Genomic DNA, 20,044 nt, shown 5'->3' with positions numbered 1-20,044 from the left:
ATCCGCTTCCGGCTTCCACCGACCGAAAGATCGCACCTCGACCGCGTCGGCGGTGCCTGACATCTCCCGCCTCGGCATCGCCGGCTGCGGACTCATGGGCTCCGGCATCGCCGAGGTGGCCGCGCTACGCGGCCTCGACGTCACCGTCGCCGAGTCGATTCCTGAGCTGGCCGCGGCCCGCCGCGAGCGCGTCACGGCGTCCCTGGGCCGCGGCCCGCGGCGCGGCAAGCTTGCGAGGCCGACCGCGACCAGCCCCTGGCCCAGCTGTCGTTCACCCATGACCTGGGTGACCTGGCCGACTGGCAGGGCGTCGTCGAGGCGGTCGCCGAGAACCGGGAGGTGAAGGTCGACGTCTTCCGTCATCGGAAGACGTCGGCATGAACGAATCCCAGAAAAGCACTGGTCAGAGCTGGTTTCTCGGCTCATCGTCCTTCGTGCAGACATCCAGATCGTCAAACGAGCGTCAAGGCTGAGAGTCCGTCCTGCTCAGGGCTGCGCAGACTGCGGCCACCAGCTCACCCGGGGATCCGCTCCCGCTCGCTGCTCGCTGCTCGCACATCGTTACCCTCGCAACGTCTCCGGCCGCCATAATGGAGCAGGATCTGCTCCTCCAGCTGTGGCCGGTGCTGCGCACCCTCGTCGGCCGCACCATGCGCGCCGTATGGGAAGACGCCTTCCCCCAACTCGCCTCCCGCACCCGGGCAGCCGCGTGACGGACATGCCGGAGCTGCACACACGGCTCCTGGCGGACGTGATCGCCCTCGGCTCGCCGTATCCACTGGTCCGCACCGGCGAATATGCCCTGCGAGCGCACCGCCTCGTGAACCACCCCAGCCAGGGTTGAGGTGGGTGGCGGCCAGGCCGTCGATGCCCGGAGCTTTTCCCTGATCAGGCGCCTGCTCCGGGCCGGTATCCAGCTCGGGTTCGAGGGTCTGGTCGGGTTCGGGGATGGCGGCGCGTTGGACGCTGCGAACGCGGTGGCCGGCATGCAAGCTTGACGTGACGGTGCCAGGGGGCCCACCTGCGGACCTGGTACGAGCCAGGCCGACAAGCTGCTTGTTGATCTCGTTGTCCTCCTCGATCCGCCAGCGGCCATCGGCCCTGGCGATGACCTCTTGGATTCCCGGCACCCCGACGCCAACCATGCACGAGTCCCGGCTCACCCACATGCCGGACAGGACCTACTCCCCGATCATTACGCCCTTCGCGGCAAGGATCGGCATCAGGTTGCAGATCTCTGCCACCGTCTTGCCGGACCGGTACGCGGCGATGAACTCCGCCTCGGTGTCAACCCGCCGCTGCGAAGCCGCGATCACCTCGGCGAGGTTCTCGCACCGGACGACCACCACACCGTCGGCGTCCGCGCTGACAACGTCTCCGGGGCGGACCACCTGGCCGCCGATGGTGATCGGCTCGCAGACCGGGCCGACGGTCTCCTTGACGGTGCCCTTGATGCAGACGCTGTGGGAGAACACGGGGAATCCGAGAGCCCGCAGGTCCTGCGTGTCACGGACGCCGGTGTCGGTGATCAGGCCGCCGAGCCCCTTCGCCTGGCACGCGTTGGCCAGGACGTCCCCGAAGGAGCCGGCCTCGGCATAGGCGCCGCCCGACACGACGATGACGTCGCCGGGGCCGGCGTAGTGGATCGCCGTCTGGAGCATCAGGTTGTCCCGCGGTGCGCAGACGACGGTGAATGCCGGACCGCACAGCTTCATGCGATGGTCGACCGGCTTGATGGTCGAGTCGAGTGCACCGAGCCGGCCCTGCGCCTCGTGGATCGTCGCGGAGGAGAAGGTGCTCAGCTGCTTGACGAGATGGGGGTCGGGGCGCTCGAACTTCGTATTGATGTGGAGCATGGAATGCCTTTCAGGCGGACACGGCCGGAGTCAGGGCGGCGCAGGCGGCGGCGATGCGCGCGCATGCCTCGGTGAGAACGTCCGTGGAGGTGGCGAAGGAGATGCGGAAGTAGCCGGGGGCCCCGTAGGCGGTGCCGTGGATCACGGCGACCTGTTGGCTGTCGAGGAGGTAGCGGGCGAACTGCTCGTCGTTCTCGATCCGCTCGCCGTCGGGCGTGCGCAGTCCGATGGCGTCGGCGCAGTTCACGAGCAGGTAGAAGCCACCGGCTGGGGAGGTGCAGCTCAGGTGGGGAATGTCGTTGACGAGTTTGACGGTGGTGTCGCGCCGGCTCCGGTAGACGCGGACGGTCTCCGCGACGAACTGCTGCGGACCGGTAAGGGCCGCGGCGGCGGCCGCCTGGCTGACGGAGGACGGGCAGGAGGAGATCTGCGACTGCAGCGTGTTGACCGCGGTCACGAGGTCGACGGGTCCGGCTCCGTAGCCGATCCGCCAGCCGGTCATCGCGTAGGTCTTGGACACGCCGTTGGTGAGGAACACCCGGTCGGCCAGGCGCGGTTCGACCGCGGCCAGGGACCGGTTCTCCCCGTCCGCGTACCAGATCTCGTCGTAGATCTCGTCGGTGAGGACCCGCACCCCCGGGTGCTCCAGCAGCACCTCGGCGAGCGCGCGCAGTTCGTCCGTGGTGTAGGCGGCGCCGGTGGGATTGCCGGGGGTGTTGAGGATCACCCAGCGGGTGCGGTCGGTGAGTGCCGAACGCAGCCGCCGTGGCGTCAGCTTGAAGCCGTCCGCCTCGGAGCAGGGGACGATGACGGGGGTGCCGTCGTTGGCGAGCACCATGTCCGGGTACGACACCCAGTACGGGGCGGGTACGACGACCTCGTCGCCCTCGTCCAGGGTGGCCATCAGGGCGAGGAAGATCACCTGCTTGGCGCCGCCGCCGACGGTGAGCTGTGCGTCCGTGTACTCCAGGCCGTGGCGCAGGCGGAGCTTCTGGGCGATCGCGGCCCGCAGCCGCGGTGTGCCGTTGACGGGCGTGTACTTGGTCTCTCCCTCCTCGATCGCCCGGACCGCCGCCGCCCTGACGTGGGCGGGAGTGTCGAAGTCGGGTTCGCCGACCGTGAGGTCGAGGATGGTGAGCCCCTGGCTCTTGAGTTCACGCACACGCTGCGCCGCCGCCGTACTGGGCGAGGGGTTGATGCGGCGTACACGTGCCGCGGTGGTGCGGGTGGGGGACATCGTTCTCAGCCCTCGCGACGTTCGAAGTTCAGGCCGCCGGGGACCTGGAAGGTGGGCAGGATCTCGACGTGGCCGATGTTCACGTGCCGCGGGGAGTCGACGGCGAACTCGATGGCGTCGGCGATGTCCTCCGGCTTGAGGGACTCGTAGCCGTCGTAGAACTGGCGCTGGGCGGCCTCCATGTCGCCGAGCAGCCGGCCGAAGATCTCCGTCTCCACACGGCCGGGGCAGATCTCGGTGACGCGGACACGGCGGCCGTAGCCGTCGACGCGCAGCTGGCGGGAGAGCGTGTGCACGGCCGCCTTGGTGGCGTGGTAGATCGTGTTTCCGCCGAAGTTGTAGACGCCGGCGATGGAGCTGATGTTGACGATGTGTCCGCGGTCGCGCTCGACCATTCCGGGCATCAGAAGCCTTACGAGGTGCAGGACGGCCTGGATGTTCACGGCGATCTGCTCGTCGACGGCGAACTCGTCGGCGGTCAGGATGTTGCCGGTGCGGGAGACACCGGCGTTGTTGACGAGGACGTCGACCTCCAGGCCGTCCAGCACTGCGGTCAGCGCCTCGGTGTCGGTGATGTCGACGGCGTGCGGAATGCAGCCGGTGGCGTCCGCGAGGGCCCGCAGGCGTTCGGCGTTGCGAGCTACGGCGTGGACTTCGAGACCGCGCTTGGCCAGCCGTTCGACGACCACGGCTCCGATTCCGGTGGACGCTCCGGTGACGAGGGCGGTCCTGTAGTCGGAGATGGGCATGAAGGTGTACTCCTTGGAGGTGGGGGTGCGGGTGCCGGTGCCGGTCAGGCGTCGCGCAGCGGGAGGTGTGCCCGGTCCTTGACCACCGAGACCGCCGCGAGGGTGCCGAGGGCGGTGAGGACCGCGTAGAAGGCCGGCATGTTGACGTTGCCGGTGGTGGCGATGAGCCAGGTCATCAGCAGGGGCGCGGTGCCGCCGAAGAGGGCCGAGGAGACGTTGTAGCCCAGGCCGTACGCGGAGTAGCGCACGCGGGTGGGGAAGAGCTCCACGAGAAGGATGTGGATGACGCCGGTGTGTCCCGCGAAGACCACGGCCATGATGCAGGCGCCGAGGACGGCGAGAGCCAGGTTGCCGGTTCCGATCAGCAGGTAACAAGGGATGCCGACGACGGCCATGGCGATCGCGGCTGTTGCGATGACCTTCTTGCGGCCCACCCTGTCGGATAGCCGTCCCATGTAAGGGATGGCGATGCAGATGGCGACCAGGCTGGAGGCGGTGACGAGGAGGCTCTGGACCTTGCCGAAGTGCAGTTCGGTGTTCATGAAGGTGGGCATGTAGCTGAACAGGACGTAGTACCCGGAGCCGTTCATCAGCGGTATGAACAGGGCCAGCAGCATGGCGCGGCGGTGTTCCGCGGAGGAGAACGCCTCCTTGAGCGGGTTCTTGGCCAGGCTGCCCTCCTCACGCAGGCGGGTGAAGTTCGGGGTGTCCGTGATGCGCTTGCGGATGTAGATGCCGGTGATGCCCAGCGGGACGGCGAGGAGGAAGGGGATGCGCCAGCCCCAGGACTCCATGCGCTCGGCGCCGAGCCCGCTGGTCATGGCGGCGGCGATGAGTGTGCCGGTGAGCAGGGAGAGGAACGAGGCGATCTGCGCGTAGCTGGTGTAGAGGCCGCGCTTGCCCTCCGGTGCGTGCTCGGCGAGGAAACTCATCGCACCTGACGCCTCGCCTCCGACGGAGAAGCCCTGGGCTATGCGCAGCAGGATGAGCAGGACGGGCGCCGCGATGCCGATGCTGGCGTAGGTCGGCAGGAGGCCGATGGCCGCCGTGGCGACGCTGATCAGCATGATGACGAAGACCAGCATGCGCCGGCGTCCGATGCGGTCGCCGAGGTGGCCGCAGATGACGCCGCCGAGCGGGCGGAAGAAGAAGGAGACGGCGTAGCCGAGGAAGACGAGTTGCACGGCGTTCTCGGAGCCGGGGAAGAAGACGGCGGCCAGCGTGCCGGCCATGAAGCCGAAGATGCCGTTGTCGTAGAGCTCGGCGAAGATGCCGACGCATCCGGCGAGGGTGATCCTGCGAGCGGTTTTCGGGTCGACGGTGTTGGGGACCGGTTGAGCGGCCACGGTGCTCATGGCGTCTCCTGTCTGGCGCAGGCGTTGGTGCAGGGACGGGCGGCTGCGTGCGGGGCGGCCAGGAACAGCTGGGAAATCGTGGTCAGCTGCAGACGGGAACGGGTATGCGCAGGGCCGCGAACGCGCTGTGGACGCGGGTCCTCAGCGCATCGACGGCGTTGCGCTGCGCGCGGTAGGCGGTGATCGCCTGGTCCAGCGTGCGGTGGCGGAAGCTGATGGCCTGTCCGGGACGGACTTGTCCCAGTGCGGACAGACCGGTGGCGGTGACCACGGCGAGGACGGGATAGCCGGCCGTGACGCCGCGGCCGCGGTGGAGCACGAGGAGTTCGTCCCCTGCCGGTACCTCGATGGCCCCGATGGGTACGCCGCGGGAGAGTATCTCGCCCTTGGTGACACGCCGAGGTACGTCGCCCCGCAGACGCAGGCCGATGTGGTTGCTCTGCGGGGTGACGGTGAAGGGCGCCGCGAAGAGGCGGGCTCCGGTGTCCCCGAAGTCGGCCCGGTCGGGGCCGTCGGTGACGTCGATCGTCCACGGGGAGGAGAGTCGTGGGACGGGCGCGTGGAGGCGGAACAGCGGGATGCCGGAGAACGGGTGGGCGACGGGCGGGCAGGACGCCGGCAGGACCAGTTCGTCTCCTGTATTCAGGCCGGTGCCGAAGCCGAGGACGGTGTCCGGGGCGCAGCTGCCCTGGAGGTAGTCGGCCTCGAAGGAGCCGAGTACGGCCAGGTAGACGCGCAGCCCTTGCCGAATGTTGCTCACCCGGATGGTGTCGCCCGCCCGGACGGAGACCGGTTCCCACTGCGGGCGGAGGACTCCGGCCACGGTGAGGTCCGCCGGGGCCCCCGTCACGGCGATGAGGATGTCGCTGGACGGGGTGCACGCGAAGTCCAGGGCGGTGATCTCCAGCAGCGGTGCCCGATCGTCGTTGCCGCACAACACGTTGGCGACGCGCGCCGAGTGCTGGTCGCAGGCCCCGTTGGCGGGCAACCCGTAGCGGGAGCGTCCGACCCGGCCCAGGTCCTGCACTGTGGTGAGGCCGGGGGTACGGATCACGAGGGTCTCAGCCATGGCAGGCCGCCAAAGGGGTGTCGGCGTAGTCATCCCACTCGTCGGGGCTGATCGCGACGAATCGGAACGTGTCTCCGGGGAAGTACGCGGTGAGCGGGTCGCTGCGCAGGTCGAGAACGCTCACGGGGGTACGGCCGATGAGCGGCCAGCCTCCGGGCGAGGGCATCGGGCAGATCACGGCCTGGCGGCCGGCAACCGCCACGCAGCCGGGCTCGACCCGGACGCGGGGTGACGCCAGTCGCGGTATGGGCGCGGGGAAAGGCGGGCCGTCCATCATCGGCGCACCGGCGGGGGCGCCGAGGCAGCGCACCGTGAGATCGGAGCCGGTGTGCAGGTCGACGACCTCGCTCGCGGTCAGACCGAGCTGATCGGCGACCTCGGGCAGGTCGGGGCCGTGCTCACCGCCGTACACGACGGGTACCACGAAACGTCGAGGTTCCCTGGTGCGGCGGGCCGCCGAGGCGAATCGTGCGGCCTCGTGCCACAGGATGCTGCGCAGGGTGTCGTGGTCCGTGCTGGTGCAGTCGAATTCCACGAGCAGGGTGTCGTAGGTGGGTACGAGGCCGTGCACGCCAGAGAGTTGTACGGCGTCGAGCGCGTCCGCCAAGGCGTGGACGAGCTGCCAGCCCTCCTCGGTGCCCAGGCCCACGGCCCGGGCGATCAGGCCGGAGTCACCACAGTCCGTGATCACGACGTTGTTGTGCATGTCAGTGGCCTTTGCCGTTCAGAACCTCTTCGAGACTGGTGATGTGGACGCCCGCGGCAAGGAGTTCGGCCCGGATACGGCCGGCCAGAGCGATGGCACCGGGGGTGTCGCCGTGCAGGAGGACGGTGTCGCAGGCGACCGATAGGTCCTTCCCCCCGATGCTGCTGACGACGCCCTCGGTCACCATGCGCAGGGTGCGACGGGCGATCTCGTCCGCGTCGTGGATCACCGCGCCGGGCTCGGAGCGGGGCACGAGGGTGCCGTCGTCCCGGTAGGCCCGGTCGGCGATGCCGACGACACCGACACGCAGGCCGCGGTCCCGAGCGGCTTCGGCCAGTTCGCCGTCCTGGGCGAGCACGATCATCGAGTCGTCGAGGGAGGACACGGCGTCCACGACGGCCTTGGCGTAGTCCGCCCGGAGGGCCACCAGGTTGCCCAGCCGCCCGTGCGGAGCGACGTGCCGTACCCGGGTGCCGTACGCCGTGGCGAACGCTTGCAAGGCGCCGACCTGGTACAGAACGTCCGTGCGTACCTCCTCGGGCGTGAGGTCCATGGCGCGTCGGCCGAAGCCGGCCAGGTCCGGGAAGCTCGGATGGGCGCCGACGGCCACGTTCCTGTCCACGCACCCGCGGACGGTCGCGTCCATGATGCGCGGATCGCCGGCGTGGAAGCCGCAGGCGACATTGGCTGATGTGAGCAGTTCCAGGAGGGCTTCGTCGTCGCCCATCGTGTAGGCGCCGAACCCCTCGCCGAGATCGGCGACGAGATCAACCATGTGGGTCAAGGCGTCCTCCGGGAGAGAAGGGGATGAAATCGCCAAGCACCGTCACGCACTCCGCATGAGAGCTCGAATTCTCCGGTTGCGGAAAGCACGAATAACGAAACGATGGAGATAATTCCTGGACGAATTGCCGGATGCTCGCCTTCGAGCAGCTCCACGGGCGATGTTCCGCTCAACTTAATCGGATACTCACCCGACCACCAATACCTGTTCTGTTTGGCGTTATCGCGGATCGGTATGACGCAGCCCACAGCCGGGCCCCCGGGAGTCTGTGCTCCGCCCTGGTGGCTTCCTACGATGTGACTCCGATCGACCGGAAGGCTCCCCCATGGACACCAGACGGCTCTACTCGTTCATCAAGATCATCGATGCGGGGAGCATTACACGCGCAGCCGACATCCTGCACATTGCCCAGCCCGCGCTGAGCCAGCAGCTCTCAGCCTTGGAGGCGCAGTTCGGGCAACAGCTGCTGATCCGCAGCAAACGCGGGGTCGCACCGACCGAGGCGGGCCGAGCCCTGTACCGCCACGCGCAGCTGATCCTGCGGCAGGTCGACCTCGCTCATGCGGCGGTCAGGGTCTCGGGCCGCGCCCCTGCCGGCAGTGTCTCGGTGGGCCTGGCCCCGTACAGCCTGGGTGCGGCGCTCGCACTGCCCCTGTTGAAGAGCGTGCGCGAGCGCTACCCCGACATCCTGTTGCACGTCAACGAGAACTTCGGCGGAGTCATCAGCGAGGCGATCATGACTGGCCGGATGGACATGGCGTTCATCTACGGGGCGGGCCCTCTGCGCGGTGTGCAGTTCGAGCACCTGCGCACGGAGGATCTGTTCCTGATCGGGGCCGAGGACGGCACCGGCACGCCGCGAGAAGGAGATGTGAGCCTGCACCGGCTGGAGCACGTCCCCCTGCTGCTGCCCAGCCGGATCCACACCATCCGGCAGGTGGTGGACGCCGCCTTCCAGCAGGCGTCGCTGGAACCGAACGTGGTCGGCGAGGTCGAGTCCGCCCTCACCCTCGTGAACGCCGTGGACGCCGGCCTCGGCGCCACCGTGCTGCCCTGGTCCGCAGCCCGCGCGATCCTCGACGTCCGCTCCCTGAGCGTGCGCCGCATCGTCGACCCGGTGATCCAGGTCAAGCTCTCCCTGGTCATGTCCGACAACCAGCCGCTCTCCGAACCGGCACTGGCGGTGCACGACCTTTTCCTGGAGCTGGTGAGAGCCATCCACGACCGTTCTGACGAGGATAAGAGTCACCAATAGCGTCACACCGAATTGCTATTTGTACCCGGCGCAGACGGTGGTTAGCGTGTGCCAAAACCTCCCGCCCGGCCGGCAGGGCTTGATTCGGCACTGGAGTTACAGATGACAATTCGCGTGCTCGCCACCCGACAAGAACTGCCTGGTTTCGGGTTGCAGCGGCTGGCCGACGATACGGAGGTGGTCTTCTGGCAAGACCCCGCCAAGCCCGGTCCCGACGAGCTCGCCGCGATCGCCCCCGGGAGCACCGGCATCCTCGCCCTGGGCAACGATCCGATGGACGCCGCGCTGATGGACGCCGCCGGCCCGTCACTGCGCGTGATCGCGCTCGCCAGCATGGGCTTCGACAACGTGGACCGAGCCGCCGCCGCCGAGCGCGGCATCGTCGTCACCCACACGCCAGGTGTCCTTGCGGAGACCACCGCCGACCTCACCTTCGCCCTGATCCTCGCGGCCCGCCGACGGCTCGGTGCCGCCGCCGCGAGCTTGGCGCGGGGCGAGTGGGACCTGTTCCGGATGAACGACTACCTGGGCCTCGACATCCACGGAGCCACCGTCGGCCTCATCGGCTACGGGCAGATCGGCCGTGCGGTGGCCCGCCGCGCCCAGGGCTTCGGCATGCGTGTGATCCATCACGATCCGTACGCGGCGGACGACGCCCTCTCGACCTCGGTGAGCCTGGAGACGCTGCTGGCCGAGGCCGACATCCTCTCGCTGCACGTACCGCTCACGGAGGAGACGCGGCATCTGATCTCCCACCGGGAACTCGCGGCGATGAAGCCCACGGCGACTCTGGTCAGCACCTCACGCGGCGGCGTCGTCGACGAGCAGGCACTGCTCAAGGCGATCCAGGAGGGCGGACTGCACTCCGTCGGCCTCGATGTGTTCGAGCGCGAGCCGATGGGCGAGGAGCTGTCCCCACTGGTCGCCGAGCCGTACATCGTCACCCTGCCGCACATCGGATCGGCGACGGACAGCACCCGCGCCGCCATGGTGGACCTGGCCGTCGACAACATCCTCGACGTCCTCCAGGACCGCCCCGCACGTACACCGCTGCCCGGCACCACGGCCGTTCCGGGCGGGGTGCACGCATGAGCCACCCCGCGTTCGACATCGCTGGAAAGACCGCCCTGGTGACCGGCTCCAGTCGTGGCATCGGCAAGGCCCTCGCCGCGGGGCTGCTGGAGGCCGGATGCACGGTCGTCCTCAACGGCCGTGACGCCGTGGCGCTGGAGACGACGCGCGCCGAGTTCGCCGCCGTGCACGGCGGCCGGGTGCACGTCGCCGCGTTCGATGCGACGGATCCGGCAGCGGTTGCCGCCGGCGTCGCCGACGTCGAGGAAGAAACGGGCCCGATCGCCATCCTGGTGAACAACACAGGCGCACAGTTCCGCGCCCCGCTGCTGGAGTTCACCTACGAGGACTGGCACCGCCTGCTCGACACCAATCTCACCAGCGCCTTCCTCGTCGGCCGGGAGGTCGCGCGGCGCATGGCCCCTCGTGGCCACGGCAAGATCGTGAACGTCTGTTCGCTGCAGAGCGAGGTGGTCCGGCCCGGAATCGCGCCATACGCGGCCACCAAGGGCGGTCTGAAAATGCTCACCAAAGGCATGTGCGCGGACCTCGGACCCCTCGGTATCCAGGTCAACGGCATCGGCCCGGGGTACTTCGAGACAGAACTGACGTCGGCCCTGGTGGCCGACGAGGAGTTCAGCGCCTGGGTCCGAGGGCGCACGCCTGCCGGCCGCTGGGGCAAGGTCGAAGACCTCGTCGGAGCCCTGATCTTCCTCTCCTCCCCCGCGTCGGACTTCGTCAACGGACAGGTCCTCTACGTGGACGGCGGCATGCTCTCCGTCCTCTGATCGAGAAGGAAACCTCCACCATGCACGCCTGCGTCATCCACAAGACAGGGGACTTCCGCGTCGAGGAGTTCACGCCGTCCGCGCCCGGTCCCGGAGAGGTGGCCGTCACTGTCGCCTTCGGCGGCATCTGCGGATCCGACCTGCACTACTACCGCCACGGCCGCGTCGGTGACTTCACCATCCGGGAGCCAATGGTGCTGGGCCACGAGATCGTGGGCCACGTGGCCGCCCTCGGTCCAGGTGCCGACGGCCCGGCCGTGGGCACCCCGGTGGCCGTCCACCCGGCCACCCCATGCGGCCACTGCACCGAGTGCAGTTCCGGCCGGCGCAACGTCTGTGCCGACACCCGCTACCTCGGCAGCGCCGCCCGCACGCCGCACGTCCAGGGCGGGTTCGCCCAGCACGTCACAGTCCCGGGCGCACAGATCCGTGCCCTTCCGCCGACGCTCGACCTGCGCCGCGCGGTACTGGCCGAGCCGCTGTCCGTGGCACTGCATGCGGTACGACGGGCGGGCGACGTACGCGGCAAGCGTGTACTGGTCACCGGCGCGGGGCCGATCGGCTGTCTCGTCACCGCGGTCCTGCACCACAAGGGTGCCGTCGAGATCGTGGTGAGCGATCTGATGGACACGCCGCTGCGGATCGCAAGGGCCTGCGGCGCCACCGGGCTCGTCCGCGCGGACGAGCCGGACGCCCCAGTCTGGGGAGCCCCGTTCGACGTTTCGGTGGAGGCGTCCGGAGCTCCCGCAGGGCTGCGGGCCTGTGTGGAGCGGACCGGCCGGGGTGGCACGGTCGTCCTCCTCGGGCTGCTGCCCCCCGGCGAGGTTCCGCTGCTCGGGAACATCACCGTCACTCGCGAACTGGAACTGCGCGGCGCCTTCCGGTTCGACACCGAGTTCGACGAGGCGATCGAACTGCTCGCCGGCCCCCTGCCCGTCGACGCCATCGTGACCCACACCTTCCCGCTGCCCGACGCACAGGCGGCCTTCGACATCGCCCACGACCGCACGGTCGCCTCCAAGGTTCTGCTGGATCTGACACACACCTGAAGACCAAGGACACCGTGTGAACGCCAGCAACCACCTCGACGCCGTCCTCGCGGACCTCGTACGCCGCAATCCCGGAGAACCCGAGTTCCACCAGGCGGCCCGCGAGGTCCTCCAGGCACTCACGCCGGTGCTGGACGACCACCCGGAGTACGTGGACGCCCGCATCGTGGAGCGCATGTGTGAGCCGGAACGGCAGATCATCTTCCGGGTGCCCTGGACCGACGACCATGGGACAGTCCGGGTCAACCGGGGTTTCCGGATTGAGCCACCGGCCTCGGCCTCGGCGGCGGGGAAGGTGGCAGTGACTTCGACCCCAAGGGCCGTTCGGACACCGAAATCATGCGCTTCTGCCAGTCCTTCATGACCGAGCTCCATCGTCACCTCGGTGAGCACACCGACGTGCCGGCCGGTGACATCGGCGTGGGCTCCCGCGAGATCGGCTATCTCTTCGGGCAGTGCAAGCGCCTCACCAATCGCTTCGAGGCGGGCGTCCTGACAGGCAAGAGCACCGGGTGGGGCGGCTCCTACGCCCGCACGGAGGCCACCGGCTACGGCCTCGTCTACTTCCTTCGGGGAATGCTGCGCGCCCGCGGGCGCGCCTTCGACGGCACCACCGTCGTCGTCTCCGGCTCCGGTAACGTCGCTCTGTACGCGATCGAGAAGGTCCACGCCCTCGGTGGGAAGGTCGTGGCCTGCTCCGACTCGTCCGGCTACATAGTCGACGAGGACGGCATCGAGCTGGCGCTCCTGAAAGAGGTGAAGGAGATCCGGCGAGTGCGGCTCACTGCCTACACCGAGGCCCGGAAGCACGCGGTCTTCTCCACTGCGGGCCCGGTCGGTGTCCCGGACCAGCTGCCGGCAGCGCCGGCAGTACCGCAGCAGCACGTCGCCGGCCTGGATCAGCTCACCTGCCGGCTGTCGCGATGCAACAGTTGAACGCCCAACTCCCGCTTTAGCCCCAGGATCGCCTGCGACAGCGGTGGCTGCGACATGTGCAGGCGCGCCGCCGCCCGACCGACGCGCAGCTCCTGGGCGACGGCGACGAAGTATCGTGCCTGCCTGACCTCCCCATCCAGATGCTGTGCCAAGTGCCGACTCACTGTCCCAGCATGCGGTCGCGGGCCCTGCCCAGACCGTCGGCCAAGGCAGTGAGCTGCTCGGGGGTCAGGACGTCGATGAGCAACTCGCGAACCGCGGTCACATGACCCGGGGCCGCCCGCTCGATCGTGGCCAAACCGGCGTCGGTAAGGACGGCGTACACGGCACGGGGGCCGCTCGGACAGATCCGACGCCGCACCAGCCCCGCCTTCTCCAGTTGGGTGATCTGGTACGTCACACCGCTCTGGGAGGCGTACACCGACTCGGCGAGTTCCGTCATACGCAGCTCGTGGCCCACGGCTCCGGAGAGCCTGGACAGGATTTCGTACTGCACGTGCGTCAGATCGGCGTCGTCCTTCAGCTGCTGGTCAAGGCGCCGGTTCAGCAGCGCGGCGGCGCTGAAGAACGCCATCCAGGCCCGCGTCTCCTCGCCGGTCAACCATCGCGTGTAACCCACGCCTCAACCTCCTTGTTCAAATTTTAAGTCGAGAGTACCTTGGCCATCGACTTCAAATTTGAAGCCAATGGCGAAGCGAGAGGTACCCACGATGGGATTCAGCAGGAGGACGCTCCTCCGGGCCGCGGCGCTCGGCACGGCCGCGGCCGGTCTTCAGACCATGACCTCGAACGCGGCCTCCGCCGCTCCCTCCAGCGACGCGGCGGTCGGCGAACAGGAACAGCTCCAGGCCCTGTACCGCACCGCCAGGGACGAAGGCGGACGGGTGACCCTCTACATGGGCGGCGACGCCCCCGGATTCTTCGACTTCATCCCGCAGGCCTTCCTTGCGCAGTTCCCCGGCATCCAGGTCAACACGATCACCGACCTGAGCAAGTACCACGACGCGCGCATCGACAATCAACTCGCCACCGGCAAGCTGGTCGCCGACGTCGCAATCCTGCAGACCACACACGACTTCGACCGTTGGAAGGCCATGGGCGAACTCCTGCGATACCGCCCCGTCGGCTGGGACAACGTGTTCGACAACGCCAAGGACCCCGATGGCCACTGGGCAAGCGCCTACTACGGGGTGTTCGCCCCGATCGTCGGCATCCATCAGGCGCCGGCCGACCCGAACGACTTCCGTGCCACCGACCTGCTCAGCCCCGTCTTCACCAACAGGATCGTCTCCACCTGGCCCAACGACGACGACGCGGTGCTCTTCCAGTACAAGCTGTTCATCGACCAGTACGGCTGGGACTGGCTGGACAAGTTCGCCGCGCAGCGGCCCACATACGTCCGCGGCCTGCTGGGATCAATCAGCGGCGTGATTGACGGCACCTACCTTGCCAGCCCGGCCGGAGCAGGGGGCACGAGCCCCAACAGCGTTCAGGTGCTGCCCCGCCACGACCGGTTCCCGTCCTGGGCGCAGCGCGCCGCCATCTTCCGACGGTCCCCGCACAAGGCCACCGCCAAACTGTTCATGAGCTGGCTGCTCTCCCAACAGACTCAGCAGAACATCATCGCGAGCTTCACCTGGTCGGTACGCGCCGATGTCGCCCCGCCCATGGGGCTGAAGCCCCTCGCCGACTACCCCACCACCAACCCCCTCGACTTTCCGAAGTTCATGAGCGACCGCGCCGCTGTCGATCGGTTCAAGTCCCAGGTCGAGCTGTACGTCGGAGCAGTACAAGGCCCCAACCCCGCCGACCCCCAGAACACCCTCGGCCGCACCCCCGGCCGATTCTGACACCACGCCACCCAAGCCCGCGCACCAGACCGATCCTGTTGGTGCGCGGGCTCCCCAAGATTCGGTAGGCGGCGGGTCAGGCCGTTGGGAGGTGATCGGCGTGCGGACGCGGCGCCGCGGTGCCGCCCCGAAGCGCCTTGCCGTAGCCGCCCTGGACGGCACCGATGTCGAAGCGAACGCCTCCAACCACATGGTGATTGCTACGGCCGCCTGATCAGCGAGTAAGAGCAGGTCCTTAAGCCGAGATCGCCGCTCCGGCGGAACAGGCCCTGACTGCCGACGCGGAAGCCACCGACGAGGCCGAGGACCAGGCCGTCGGCCCCGACCGCAAGCAGGTGGACCTGCCCGCCGAGCTCGACCGCCGCGAAAAGTGTCTCGCCAGACTGAAGGCCGCCCGCGCAAGAATCGAGTTCGAGGCCCCCGGCAACGATTGCAGGCATGCCCGCGCCGGCAACAGCGACGAGCAGGCCGTCACCACTTCCGACGGGAAAGCCGCCGCCCAGGCGCAGCCCAAGCCAAGTCAGCTTCACCGACCCCGACTCGCGGATCATGAAGAACTGAATCGCCCCGGGTTCGGCAGAGATCTCGGAGCGCCAGGCGCACCTACCGCCGGCGTCTCCTGCATAGGTCCCCTCGAGATGGCGCTGACTCGCGCCGGGTGAGCTCGTCTGCCCGGTCACGACTTGGGCGAGTATCACCGCGCGCCGCCGGCGACTGGCACACGAAGAGCGCGCAGGGTCGAAACGCCTTCGCGACGGTTGGCCGGACCGGAGCTTCGGTGACAACTCCCACTCAGTGGGTGCAGAGCCCTTGCCGCCGCCCCATTCCGACGTGTATCTATTACAACCGTAAGAAGACCGATCGTAATACAACTGCACGGAGCCGCGGTCCTCGCGCCGTATCCGGTGAGGTCAGATGAAGGTGACGAAGAGCATGAAGTGGATCGACGTACCCAACCGCACCATCGACGTCGGCGGCGTGCCGTTCGCCTACCGAGAGCTCGGTCCGACCGGTGGTGTTCCGGTGGTGTTCCTGCACCACCTGATGGCTGTCCTTGACGACTGGGACCCGAGGATCATCGACGGCATCGCTGCCCGTCGCCGGGTGATCACGTTCGACAACCGCGGGGTCGGCGCGTCCGGGGGGTCCGTGCCGACCGACATCGCGGACATGGGCCGCGACGCCGTTGCCTTCATCCGGGCGATGGGACTCGAGAAGGTCGACCTCCTCGGGTTCTCGCTCGGCGGCGGAGTCGCACAGATGGTGGCCCTGCAGGCACCCGAGCTCGTGCGCCGGATCATCCTGGCCGGCACTGGCCCTCGCGGAGGCGGCGGCATCAAGGAGATCAACAAGGTCGCGGCCGGGGCGTACGTCAAGTCCGCGCTCACCCTGAAAGACGCCAGGACATTCCTGTTCTTCCCGCGCGACGCCGAGGGCAAGCGGGCCGCGAAGGACTACCTCGCCCGGCTCAAGGAACGCACCCAGAACCGCGACGACAAAATCTCCCTGCAGGCTCGACGCGCGCAGCTGAAGGCCATCCGCTCGGCCGGACTGCACGCACCCGACGACCTCTCGGTGATCACCCAGCCGGTCTTCGTCGCCAACGGTGATCACGACCTCATGGTCGCGAGCAGCAACTCGGCCGACATGGCCCGCCGGATCCCGAACGCCCGCCTGAAGATCTACCCGAACGCCGGTCACGGCGGCGTCTTCCAGTACCACCGGGAGTTCGTCCCCGAGGTTCTCGAGTTCCTCGATGACTAGGCCCGACAGGTCGATCGCAGGAAAAGTAGCCCTCGTCACCGGCGGCGGCCGGGGCCTGGGCGCGGCGACCGCGCGGGCGCTGACCGCGGCCGGTGCTCGGGTCTTCGTGATCGATCTGCACCTCCCGGCTGCGGGCGAGGCGATCGACGAACGGGTCACCTACCTGACCGGCGATGTGACCGACCTCGCGGACATGACCCGAGCGGCCGAGACCGTCGTCAGGGACACCGGCCGCCTGGACATCGTGATCGCGAACGCAGGTGTACTCGGGCGGGGCGCGACCCTCCGGGCGTCTTCGCCTTCGCTGGTCGATCGACTCTTCGACGTGAACGTCGGGGGTGCGCTCAACACGGTCCGTGCCGCCCTTCCGGGCCTCATCGAGAACCGTGGTCGGCTCGTACTCGTCTCATCGGTGTTCGCCTTCGTCAACGGGGCCGGCGCCATCCCGTACGCGATGAGCAAGGCAGCGGTCGAGCAGCTCGGCCGTGGACTGCGGGTCGAACTCGCCGCTCATGACGTCAGCGTCACGACCGCGTACTTCGCGGTGATCAACACGGACATGACCCGGCAGGGCCTCGACGAGGATCCAGTGGCCCAGGAACTGCTCGACACCCAACCGAGGTTCCTGCGCAAGCGCATCAGCCCCGAACAAGCGGCGCGAGCCATCGTCGAGGGCCTGCGTCGCCGGGATGTGCAGGTGTTTCGTCCGCGCAGATGGACCGTGGTCTCGAAGGTCCGCGGCCTCATCGCACCCGGGCTGGACGCCGGCCTGGCGCGTGATCGCACCGTCCAGAGCATCCTCGGACGCCTCGACGCGCGTGAAGGCGAGGACTTCCTGACCACCTGACCTCAGGACCAGCGCGGTGCCCCGACCAAGCAAAGCAAGCAAAGACCAGGAGCCATCGATGACGAGCTCGACCCGGAACGTGTCCGGCCTACTGACCCGCACCGCGTCGGGATACCCGGCGCGCACGGCGATCGTCTTCGGTGGCGATCGGATCTCCTACGCCGAACTCGACACGGCGTCGAACCGGGTGGCGAACCTGCTGATCGAGCGCGGCGTTCGCCCCGGCGAGAAGGTCGCCGTGTCCTGCACGAACATCCCGCAGTTCACGACGATCTACTTCGGGATCCTCAAGGCCGGCGCGGTGGTCGTGCCGTTGAACGTGCTCCTCAAGGCGCGCGAGATCGCCTACCACCTCAACGACTCCGACGCGACGGTGTACTTCGCTGTCGAAGGCAGTCCAGAGCTCCCGATCGGGCGCGAGGCATGGTCCGCCTTCCAGGCCGCCGATCGGGCCGCGCACTTCTTCCTCATCGGCAGCGGCGCATCTGTGGACGGCGTCGCCCCGGACCAGCTCTATGCTGCCGCTGTCGCCGGGCAGCCAGAGACGTTCGAGACGGTCGGGCGTACCGACGACGACACTGCGGTCATCCTCTACACGTCCGGGACCACCGGGCAGCCCAAGGGTGCGGAACTCAGACACCGGAACGTGTACGACATCGCCCGAGCCGGCGTCCAGCTCTTCGCGTCGGACCCCGCGACACCCGACGTCTACCTGTGCGTCCTTCCGCTCTTCCATGCCTTCGGCCAGATGGTCATCCAGAACGGCGCCATCGGGTTCGGCGGCACACTCGTCCTGCAACCGAGGTTCTCCGCCCGCCAGGCGCTGGAGCTCATGCGCGATCATGACGTGACGTTCTTCGGCGGCGTACCGACCATGTACTGGGGCCTGCTGGAGGCACTCGACGACAGCGTCGACGTCGCCCGACTGGCCGCCAACCTGCGCATCGCCGTGTCCGGTGGTTCCGCGCTTCCCGCGAAGATCCACCAAGAGTTCAAGGAGCGCTTCGGCGTGACGATCCTCGAGGGCTACGGGCTCTCGGAGACGGTGGCCATCGCGTCATTCGCCACGTACGGCGAGGAGCCCCGTGTCGGATCGATCGGCCGGCCCATCGCCGGGGTCCAGATGAAGCTCATCAACGATGACTGGTCGGAGGTGGAGGACGACCCCGGGGCGGTCGGGGAGATCGCGATCAAGGGCTACAACATCATGAAGGGCTATTACAAGCGCGCCGAGGCCACCACGGAGGCCATCAACCAGGGATGGTTCCGCACCGGAGATCTGGCTCGCAAGGACGCGGACGGCTTCTACTTCGTCGTCGACCGGTCCAAGGACATGATCATTCGCGGCGGGTTCAACGTCTACCCGCGCGAGCTCGAGGAGGTGCTCATGGAGCACCCCGCGGTCTCCTTGGTCGCTGTGATCGGAGTTCCGCACCTGAGTCACGGGGAAGAGATCAAGGCCGTCGTCGTCAAGAAGGCCGGCGACCGTACGACTGAGGCCGAGCTGACAGCCTGGGGAAGAGAGCAATTCGCCGGTTACAAGTACCCGCGCATCGTGGAGTTCGTCGACGCCTTGCCCATGACCGCCACCGGGAAGATCCTCAAACGCGAACTGTCCTAGAAGGCAGGGCCGTCTCCGGCGCCACGGGTTCCTGCGTACTGCGCGCGCCTTGCGGCTGTCACCCAGTCGCGTCGGTCGCCGGTCCAGGGATACGAGGACGGGCTCAGTGCTGATCCGCTGCCGGGGGGCCTGGCCTCGACCTCGCCTCTGTGGGTCGATTGCAGGATCTTCTCAGACAGTTCCGTGCCCGCAGTGGCCCGGGCATATCGCGGCGGACCAACCGGTGCCGAGCTGGTCACGGTGCTCGCACGACAGGTAGAGGTCGACGAAGGCTCCGCGCCAGGTGGCGTGAGCGGCGTGAGTCGTGTCGAACTCCGCCAGAGGGCATTGCCGAGAGCAACGCCCACGGGCTGTACTCCGCCCTCGCCCGGCTCGACCTCGCCTACCTGCACATCGTCCACGGCGACGAACCCCTGCACACCCTCCGCAAGCTGTTGCTGGTCGAGCGCATCCGCACTGGTGCGCAACTGAACACCCCCGGCACCACCACCTTCTACGGCGGCGGCGAGGCCCGGCTGCACCGGCTACCCCACCGACACCGCCTGACAAACCCTCAGCAAGGCTCATCGGACCAGGTCAGGAAGGCGCGACGTCAGGTTGGGCGGGTCTCGGCATCCTGCCTGGCGGCTGTGCTCCTGGCCTCGCGTTCCTGGGCGAAGGCGGCGCTGAGTTCACCTGTCACGTCGTCCATGGTGAAGGGCTCGCCGCACCCTTCACACACGGTGCCGCTCAGGCCCACCTCGCGCCCGCATGTCTTGTGGAGGTGATGGACGGCAATCCCTTCCCCGGGCTCCTTGCACCATGTCTCGCCCCATGCCCGCAGGGCGAGCAGCACCGAGGCGAAGGCCTCGCCCTTGGCGGTCAGGTGGTACTCGTAGCGGCGGGGTTTCACGCTGTAGGCGCGGCGCTCGAGCATGCCGTCGGCCTCCAGCCGCTTGAGGCGGTTGGTCAGCATCTGCGGCGAAGCCAGGGTCTGGACCTGCAGCGAGTCGAAGCGGCGGTTGCCCATGGTCAGCTCGCGCATGATCACGAGCGTCCAGCGGTCCCCGATCACCGCGCTCGACCGCGCGATGGGGCACTCCGTGCTCGTGATCTCCGACCAGCCGC

Annotated in this window: 20 protein-coding genes and 3 pseudogenes; 13 read left to right on the top strand and 10 right to left on the bottom strand. The window is 68.3% G+C overall.

What is annotated here, in order from left to right:
* Positions 1 to 52: 52 nt before the first annotated feature.
* The 3 genes and pseudogenes from AQJ46_RS53290 to AQJ46_RS58610 all read left to right on the top strand — a co-directional run.
* Positions 53 to 360, top strand: a pseudogene (locus AQJ46_RS53290) (3-hydroxyacyl-CoA dehydrogenase NAD-binding domain-containing protein); the annotation flags it as partial.
* Positions 361 to 590: 230 nt separating this feature from the next.
* Complete coding sequence (locus tag AQJ46_RS58615; RefSeq protein ID WP_263972909.1) at positions 591 to 713, top strand: hypothetical protein; 123 nt, start codon at positions 591 to 593, stop codon at positions 711 to 713.
* 5 nt (positions 714 to 718) lie between these two features.
* Complete coding sequence (locus AQJ46_RS58610; RefSeq protein WP_263972911.1) at positions 719 to 844, top strand: hypothetical protein; 126 nt, start codon at positions 719 to 721, stop codon at positions 842 to 844.
* Between the two features lie 337 nt (positions 845 to 1,181).
* Here AQJ46_RS58610 and AQJ46_RS44590 read toward each other — a convergent pair whose 3' ends face one another.
* The 7 genes from AQJ46_RS44590 to AQJ46_RS44560 form a co-directional block, all read right to left on the bottom strand.
* Positions 1,182 to 1,856, bottom strand: a complete 675-nt coding sequence (locus AQJ46_RS44590; protein WP_059211080.1) for a 4-carboxy-4-hydroxy-2-oxoadipate aldolase/oxaloacetate decarboxylase — start codon at positions 1,854 to 1,856, stop codon at positions 1,182 to 1,184.
* A 10-nt stretch (positions 1,857 to 1,866) separates the two neighbouring features.
* The gene (locus AQJ46_RS44585; RefSeq protein WP_059211079.1) at positions 1,867 to 3,093 is read right to left on the bottom strand and encodes an aspartate transaminase; all 1,227 of its coding nucleotides are present in this window, start codon (positions 3,091 to 3,093) and stop codon (positions 1,867 to 1,869) included.
* Positions 3,094 to 3,098: 5 nt separating this feature from the next.
* A complete protein-coding gene (locus AQJ46_RS44580) occupies positions 3,099 to 3,842 on the bottom strand; it encodes an SDR family oxidoreductase (protein WP_059211078.1) in 744 nt (247 codons plus the stop codon).
* Positions 3,843 to 3,886: 44 nt separating this feature from the next.
* A complete protein-coding gene (locus AQJ46_RS44575) occupies positions 3,887 to 5,197 on the bottom strand; it encodes an MFS transporter (protein WP_059211077.1) in 1,311 nt (436 codons plus the stop codon).
* Positions 5,198 to 5,279: 82 nt separating this feature from the next.
* Positions 5,280 to 6,266 (bottom strand): 5-oxoprolinase subunit C family protein, encoded by a 987-nt coding sequence (locus AQJ46_RS44570; RefSeq protein WP_059211076.1) that lies wholly within the window; start codon positions 6,264 to 6,266, stop codon positions 5,280 to 5,282.
* Positions 6,259 to 6,972, bottom strand: coding sequence for a 5-oxoprolinase subunit B family protein (locus tag AQJ46_RS44565; RefSeq protein ID WP_059211075.1), 714 nt, complete (start codon positions 6,970 to 6,972; stop codon positions 6,259 to 6,261). The genes AQJ46_RS44570 and AQJ46_RS44565 overlap by 8 nt, the downstream gene beginning before the upstream one ends.
* 1 nt (position 6,973) lies before the next feature.
* The gene (locus AQJ46_RS44560) at positions 6,974 to 7,747 is read right to left on the bottom strand and encodes a LamB/YcsF family protein (RefSeq protein ID WP_059211074.1); all 774 of its coding nucleotides are present in this window, start codon (positions 7,745 to 7,747) and stop codon (positions 6,974 to 6,976) included.
* 334 nt (positions 7,748 to 8,081) lie between these two features.
* Here AQJ46_RS44560 and nac point away from each other — a divergent pair, with 334 nt between their 5' ends.
* From nac to AQJ46_RS53285, 5 genes and pseudogenes are all read left to right on the top strand, one after another.
* Positions 8,082 to 9,011 carry a nitrogen assimilation transcriptional regulator NAC gene (gene nac, locus AQJ46_RS44555; RefSeq protein WP_059211073.1) on the top strand — a complete coding sequence of 310 codons (930 nt, stop codon included), beginning with the start codon at positions 8,082 to 8,084 and terminating at the stop codon, positions 9,009 to 9,011.
* A gap of 102 nt (positions 9,012 to 9,113) precedes the next feature.
* A complete protein-coding gene (locus AQJ46_RS44550; RefSeq protein ID WP_059211072.1) occupies positions 9,114 to 10,103 on the top strand; it encodes a 2-hydroxyacid dehydrogenase in 990 nt (329 codons plus the stop codon).
* Positions 10,100 to 10,870: an SDR family oxidoreductase gene (locus tag AQJ46_RS44545; RefSeq protein WP_059211071.1), complete on the top strand. Its 771-nt coding sequence runs from the start codon at positions 10,100 to 10,102 to the stop codon at positions 10,868 to 10,870. The genes AQJ46_RS44550 and AQJ46_RS44545 overlap by 4 nt, the downstream gene beginning before the upstream one ends.
* Before the next feature lie 20 nt (positions 10,871 to 10,890).
* The gene (locus AQJ46_RS44540) at positions 10,891 to 11,919 is read left to right on the top strand and encodes an L-idonate 5-dehydrogenase (RefSeq protein WP_059211070.1); all 1,029 of its coding nucleotides are present in this window, start codon (positions 10,891 to 10,893) and stop codon (positions 11,917 to 11,919) included.
* Between the two features lie 16 nt (positions 11,920 to 11,935).
* Positions 11,936 to 12,819 (top strand): annotated as a pseudogene (locus AQJ46_RS53285) (Glu/Leu/Phe/Val dehydrogenase dimerization domain-containing protein); the annotation flags it as partial.
* Here AQJ46_RS53285 and AQJ46_RS53280 read toward each other — a convergent pair.
* Both AQJ46_RS53280 and AQJ46_RS44525 read right to left on the bottom strand, forming a co-directional pair.
* On the bottom strand, positions 12,819 to 13,019 hold the full coding sequence (locus AQJ46_RS53280) for a LysR family transcriptional regulator (RefSeq protein WP_318656742.1): 201 nt from the start codon (positions 13,017 to 13,019) through the stop codon (positions 12,819 to 12,821). The pseudogene AQJ46_RS53285 and the gene AQJ46_RS53280 sit on opposite strands and share 1 nt — an antisense overlap.
* On the bottom strand, positions 13,016 to 13,474 hold the full coding sequence (locus tag AQJ46_RS44525; RefSeq protein WP_059211067.1) for a MarR family winged helix-turn-helix transcriptional regulator: 459 nt from the start codon (positions 13,472 to 13,474) through the stop codon (positions 13,016 to 13,018). Before AQJ46_RS44525 ends, AQJ46_RS53280 begins: the two co-directional genes overlap by 4 nt.
* Positions 13,475 to 13,565: 91 nt before the next feature.
* Here AQJ46_RS44525 and AQJ46_RS44520 point away from each other — a divergent pair, with 91 nt between their 5' ends.
* The 5 genes and pseudogenes from AQJ46_RS44520 (at position 13,566) to AQJ46_RS44500 (ending at position 18,937) form a co-directional block, all read left to right on the top strand.
* A complete protein-coding gene (locus tag AQJ46_RS44520; RefSeq protein ID WP_059211066.1) occupies positions 13,566 to 14,705 on the top strand; it encodes an ABC transporter substrate-binding protein in 1,140 nt (379 codons plus the stop codon).
* 133 nt (positions 14,706 to 14,838) lie between these two features.
* Positions 14,839 to 15,263 (top strand): annotated as a pseudogene (locus AQJ46_RS57860) (IS5/IS1182 family transposase); the annotation flags it as partial.
* A 375-nt stretch (positions 15,264 to 15,638) separates the two neighbouring features.
* On the top strand, positions 15,639 to 16,469 hold the full coding sequence (locus AQJ46_RS44510) for an alpha/beta fold hydrolase (protein WP_225887583.1): 831 nt from the start codon (positions 15,639 to 15,641) through the stop codon (positions 16,467 to 16,469).
* Positions 16,462 to 17,316 (top strand): SDR family NAD(P)-dependent oxidoreductase, encoded by an 855-nt coding sequence (locus tag AQJ46_RS44505; protein ID WP_059211063.1) that lies wholly within the window; start codon positions 16,462 to 16,464, stop codon positions 17,314 to 17,316. The genes AQJ46_RS44510 and AQJ46_RS44505 overlap by 8 nt, the downstream gene beginning before the upstream one ends.
* Before the next feature lie 58 nt (positions 17,317 to 17,374).
* Complete coding sequence (locus tag AQJ46_RS44500) at positions 17,375 to 18,937, top strand: long-chain-fatty-acid--CoA ligase (RefSeq protein ID WP_059211062.1); 1,563 nt, start codon at positions 17,375 to 17,377, stop codon at positions 18,935 to 18,937.
* Between the two features lie 592 nt (positions 18,938 to 19,529).
* Here the strand turns inward: AQJ46_RS44500 and AQJ46_RS44495 are convergent.
* A complete protein-coding gene (locus tag AQJ46_RS44495; protein WP_208617091.1) occupies positions 19,530 to 19,961 on the bottom strand; it encodes a winged helix-turn-helix transcriptional regulator in 432 nt (143 codons plus the stop codon).
* Between the last annotated feature and the right edge of the window lie 83 nt (positions 19,962 to 20,044).

The sequence above is a fragment of the Streptomyces canus genome (assembly GCF_001514145.1).
Classification (GTDB): domain Bacteria; phylum Actinomycetota; class Actinomycetes; order Streptomycetales; family Streptomycetaceae; genus Streptomyces; species Streptomyces canus.
The sequence above is the reverse complement of the archived record's forward strand: the minus strand, read 5'-3'. Positions and strand labels throughout refer to the sequence as shown.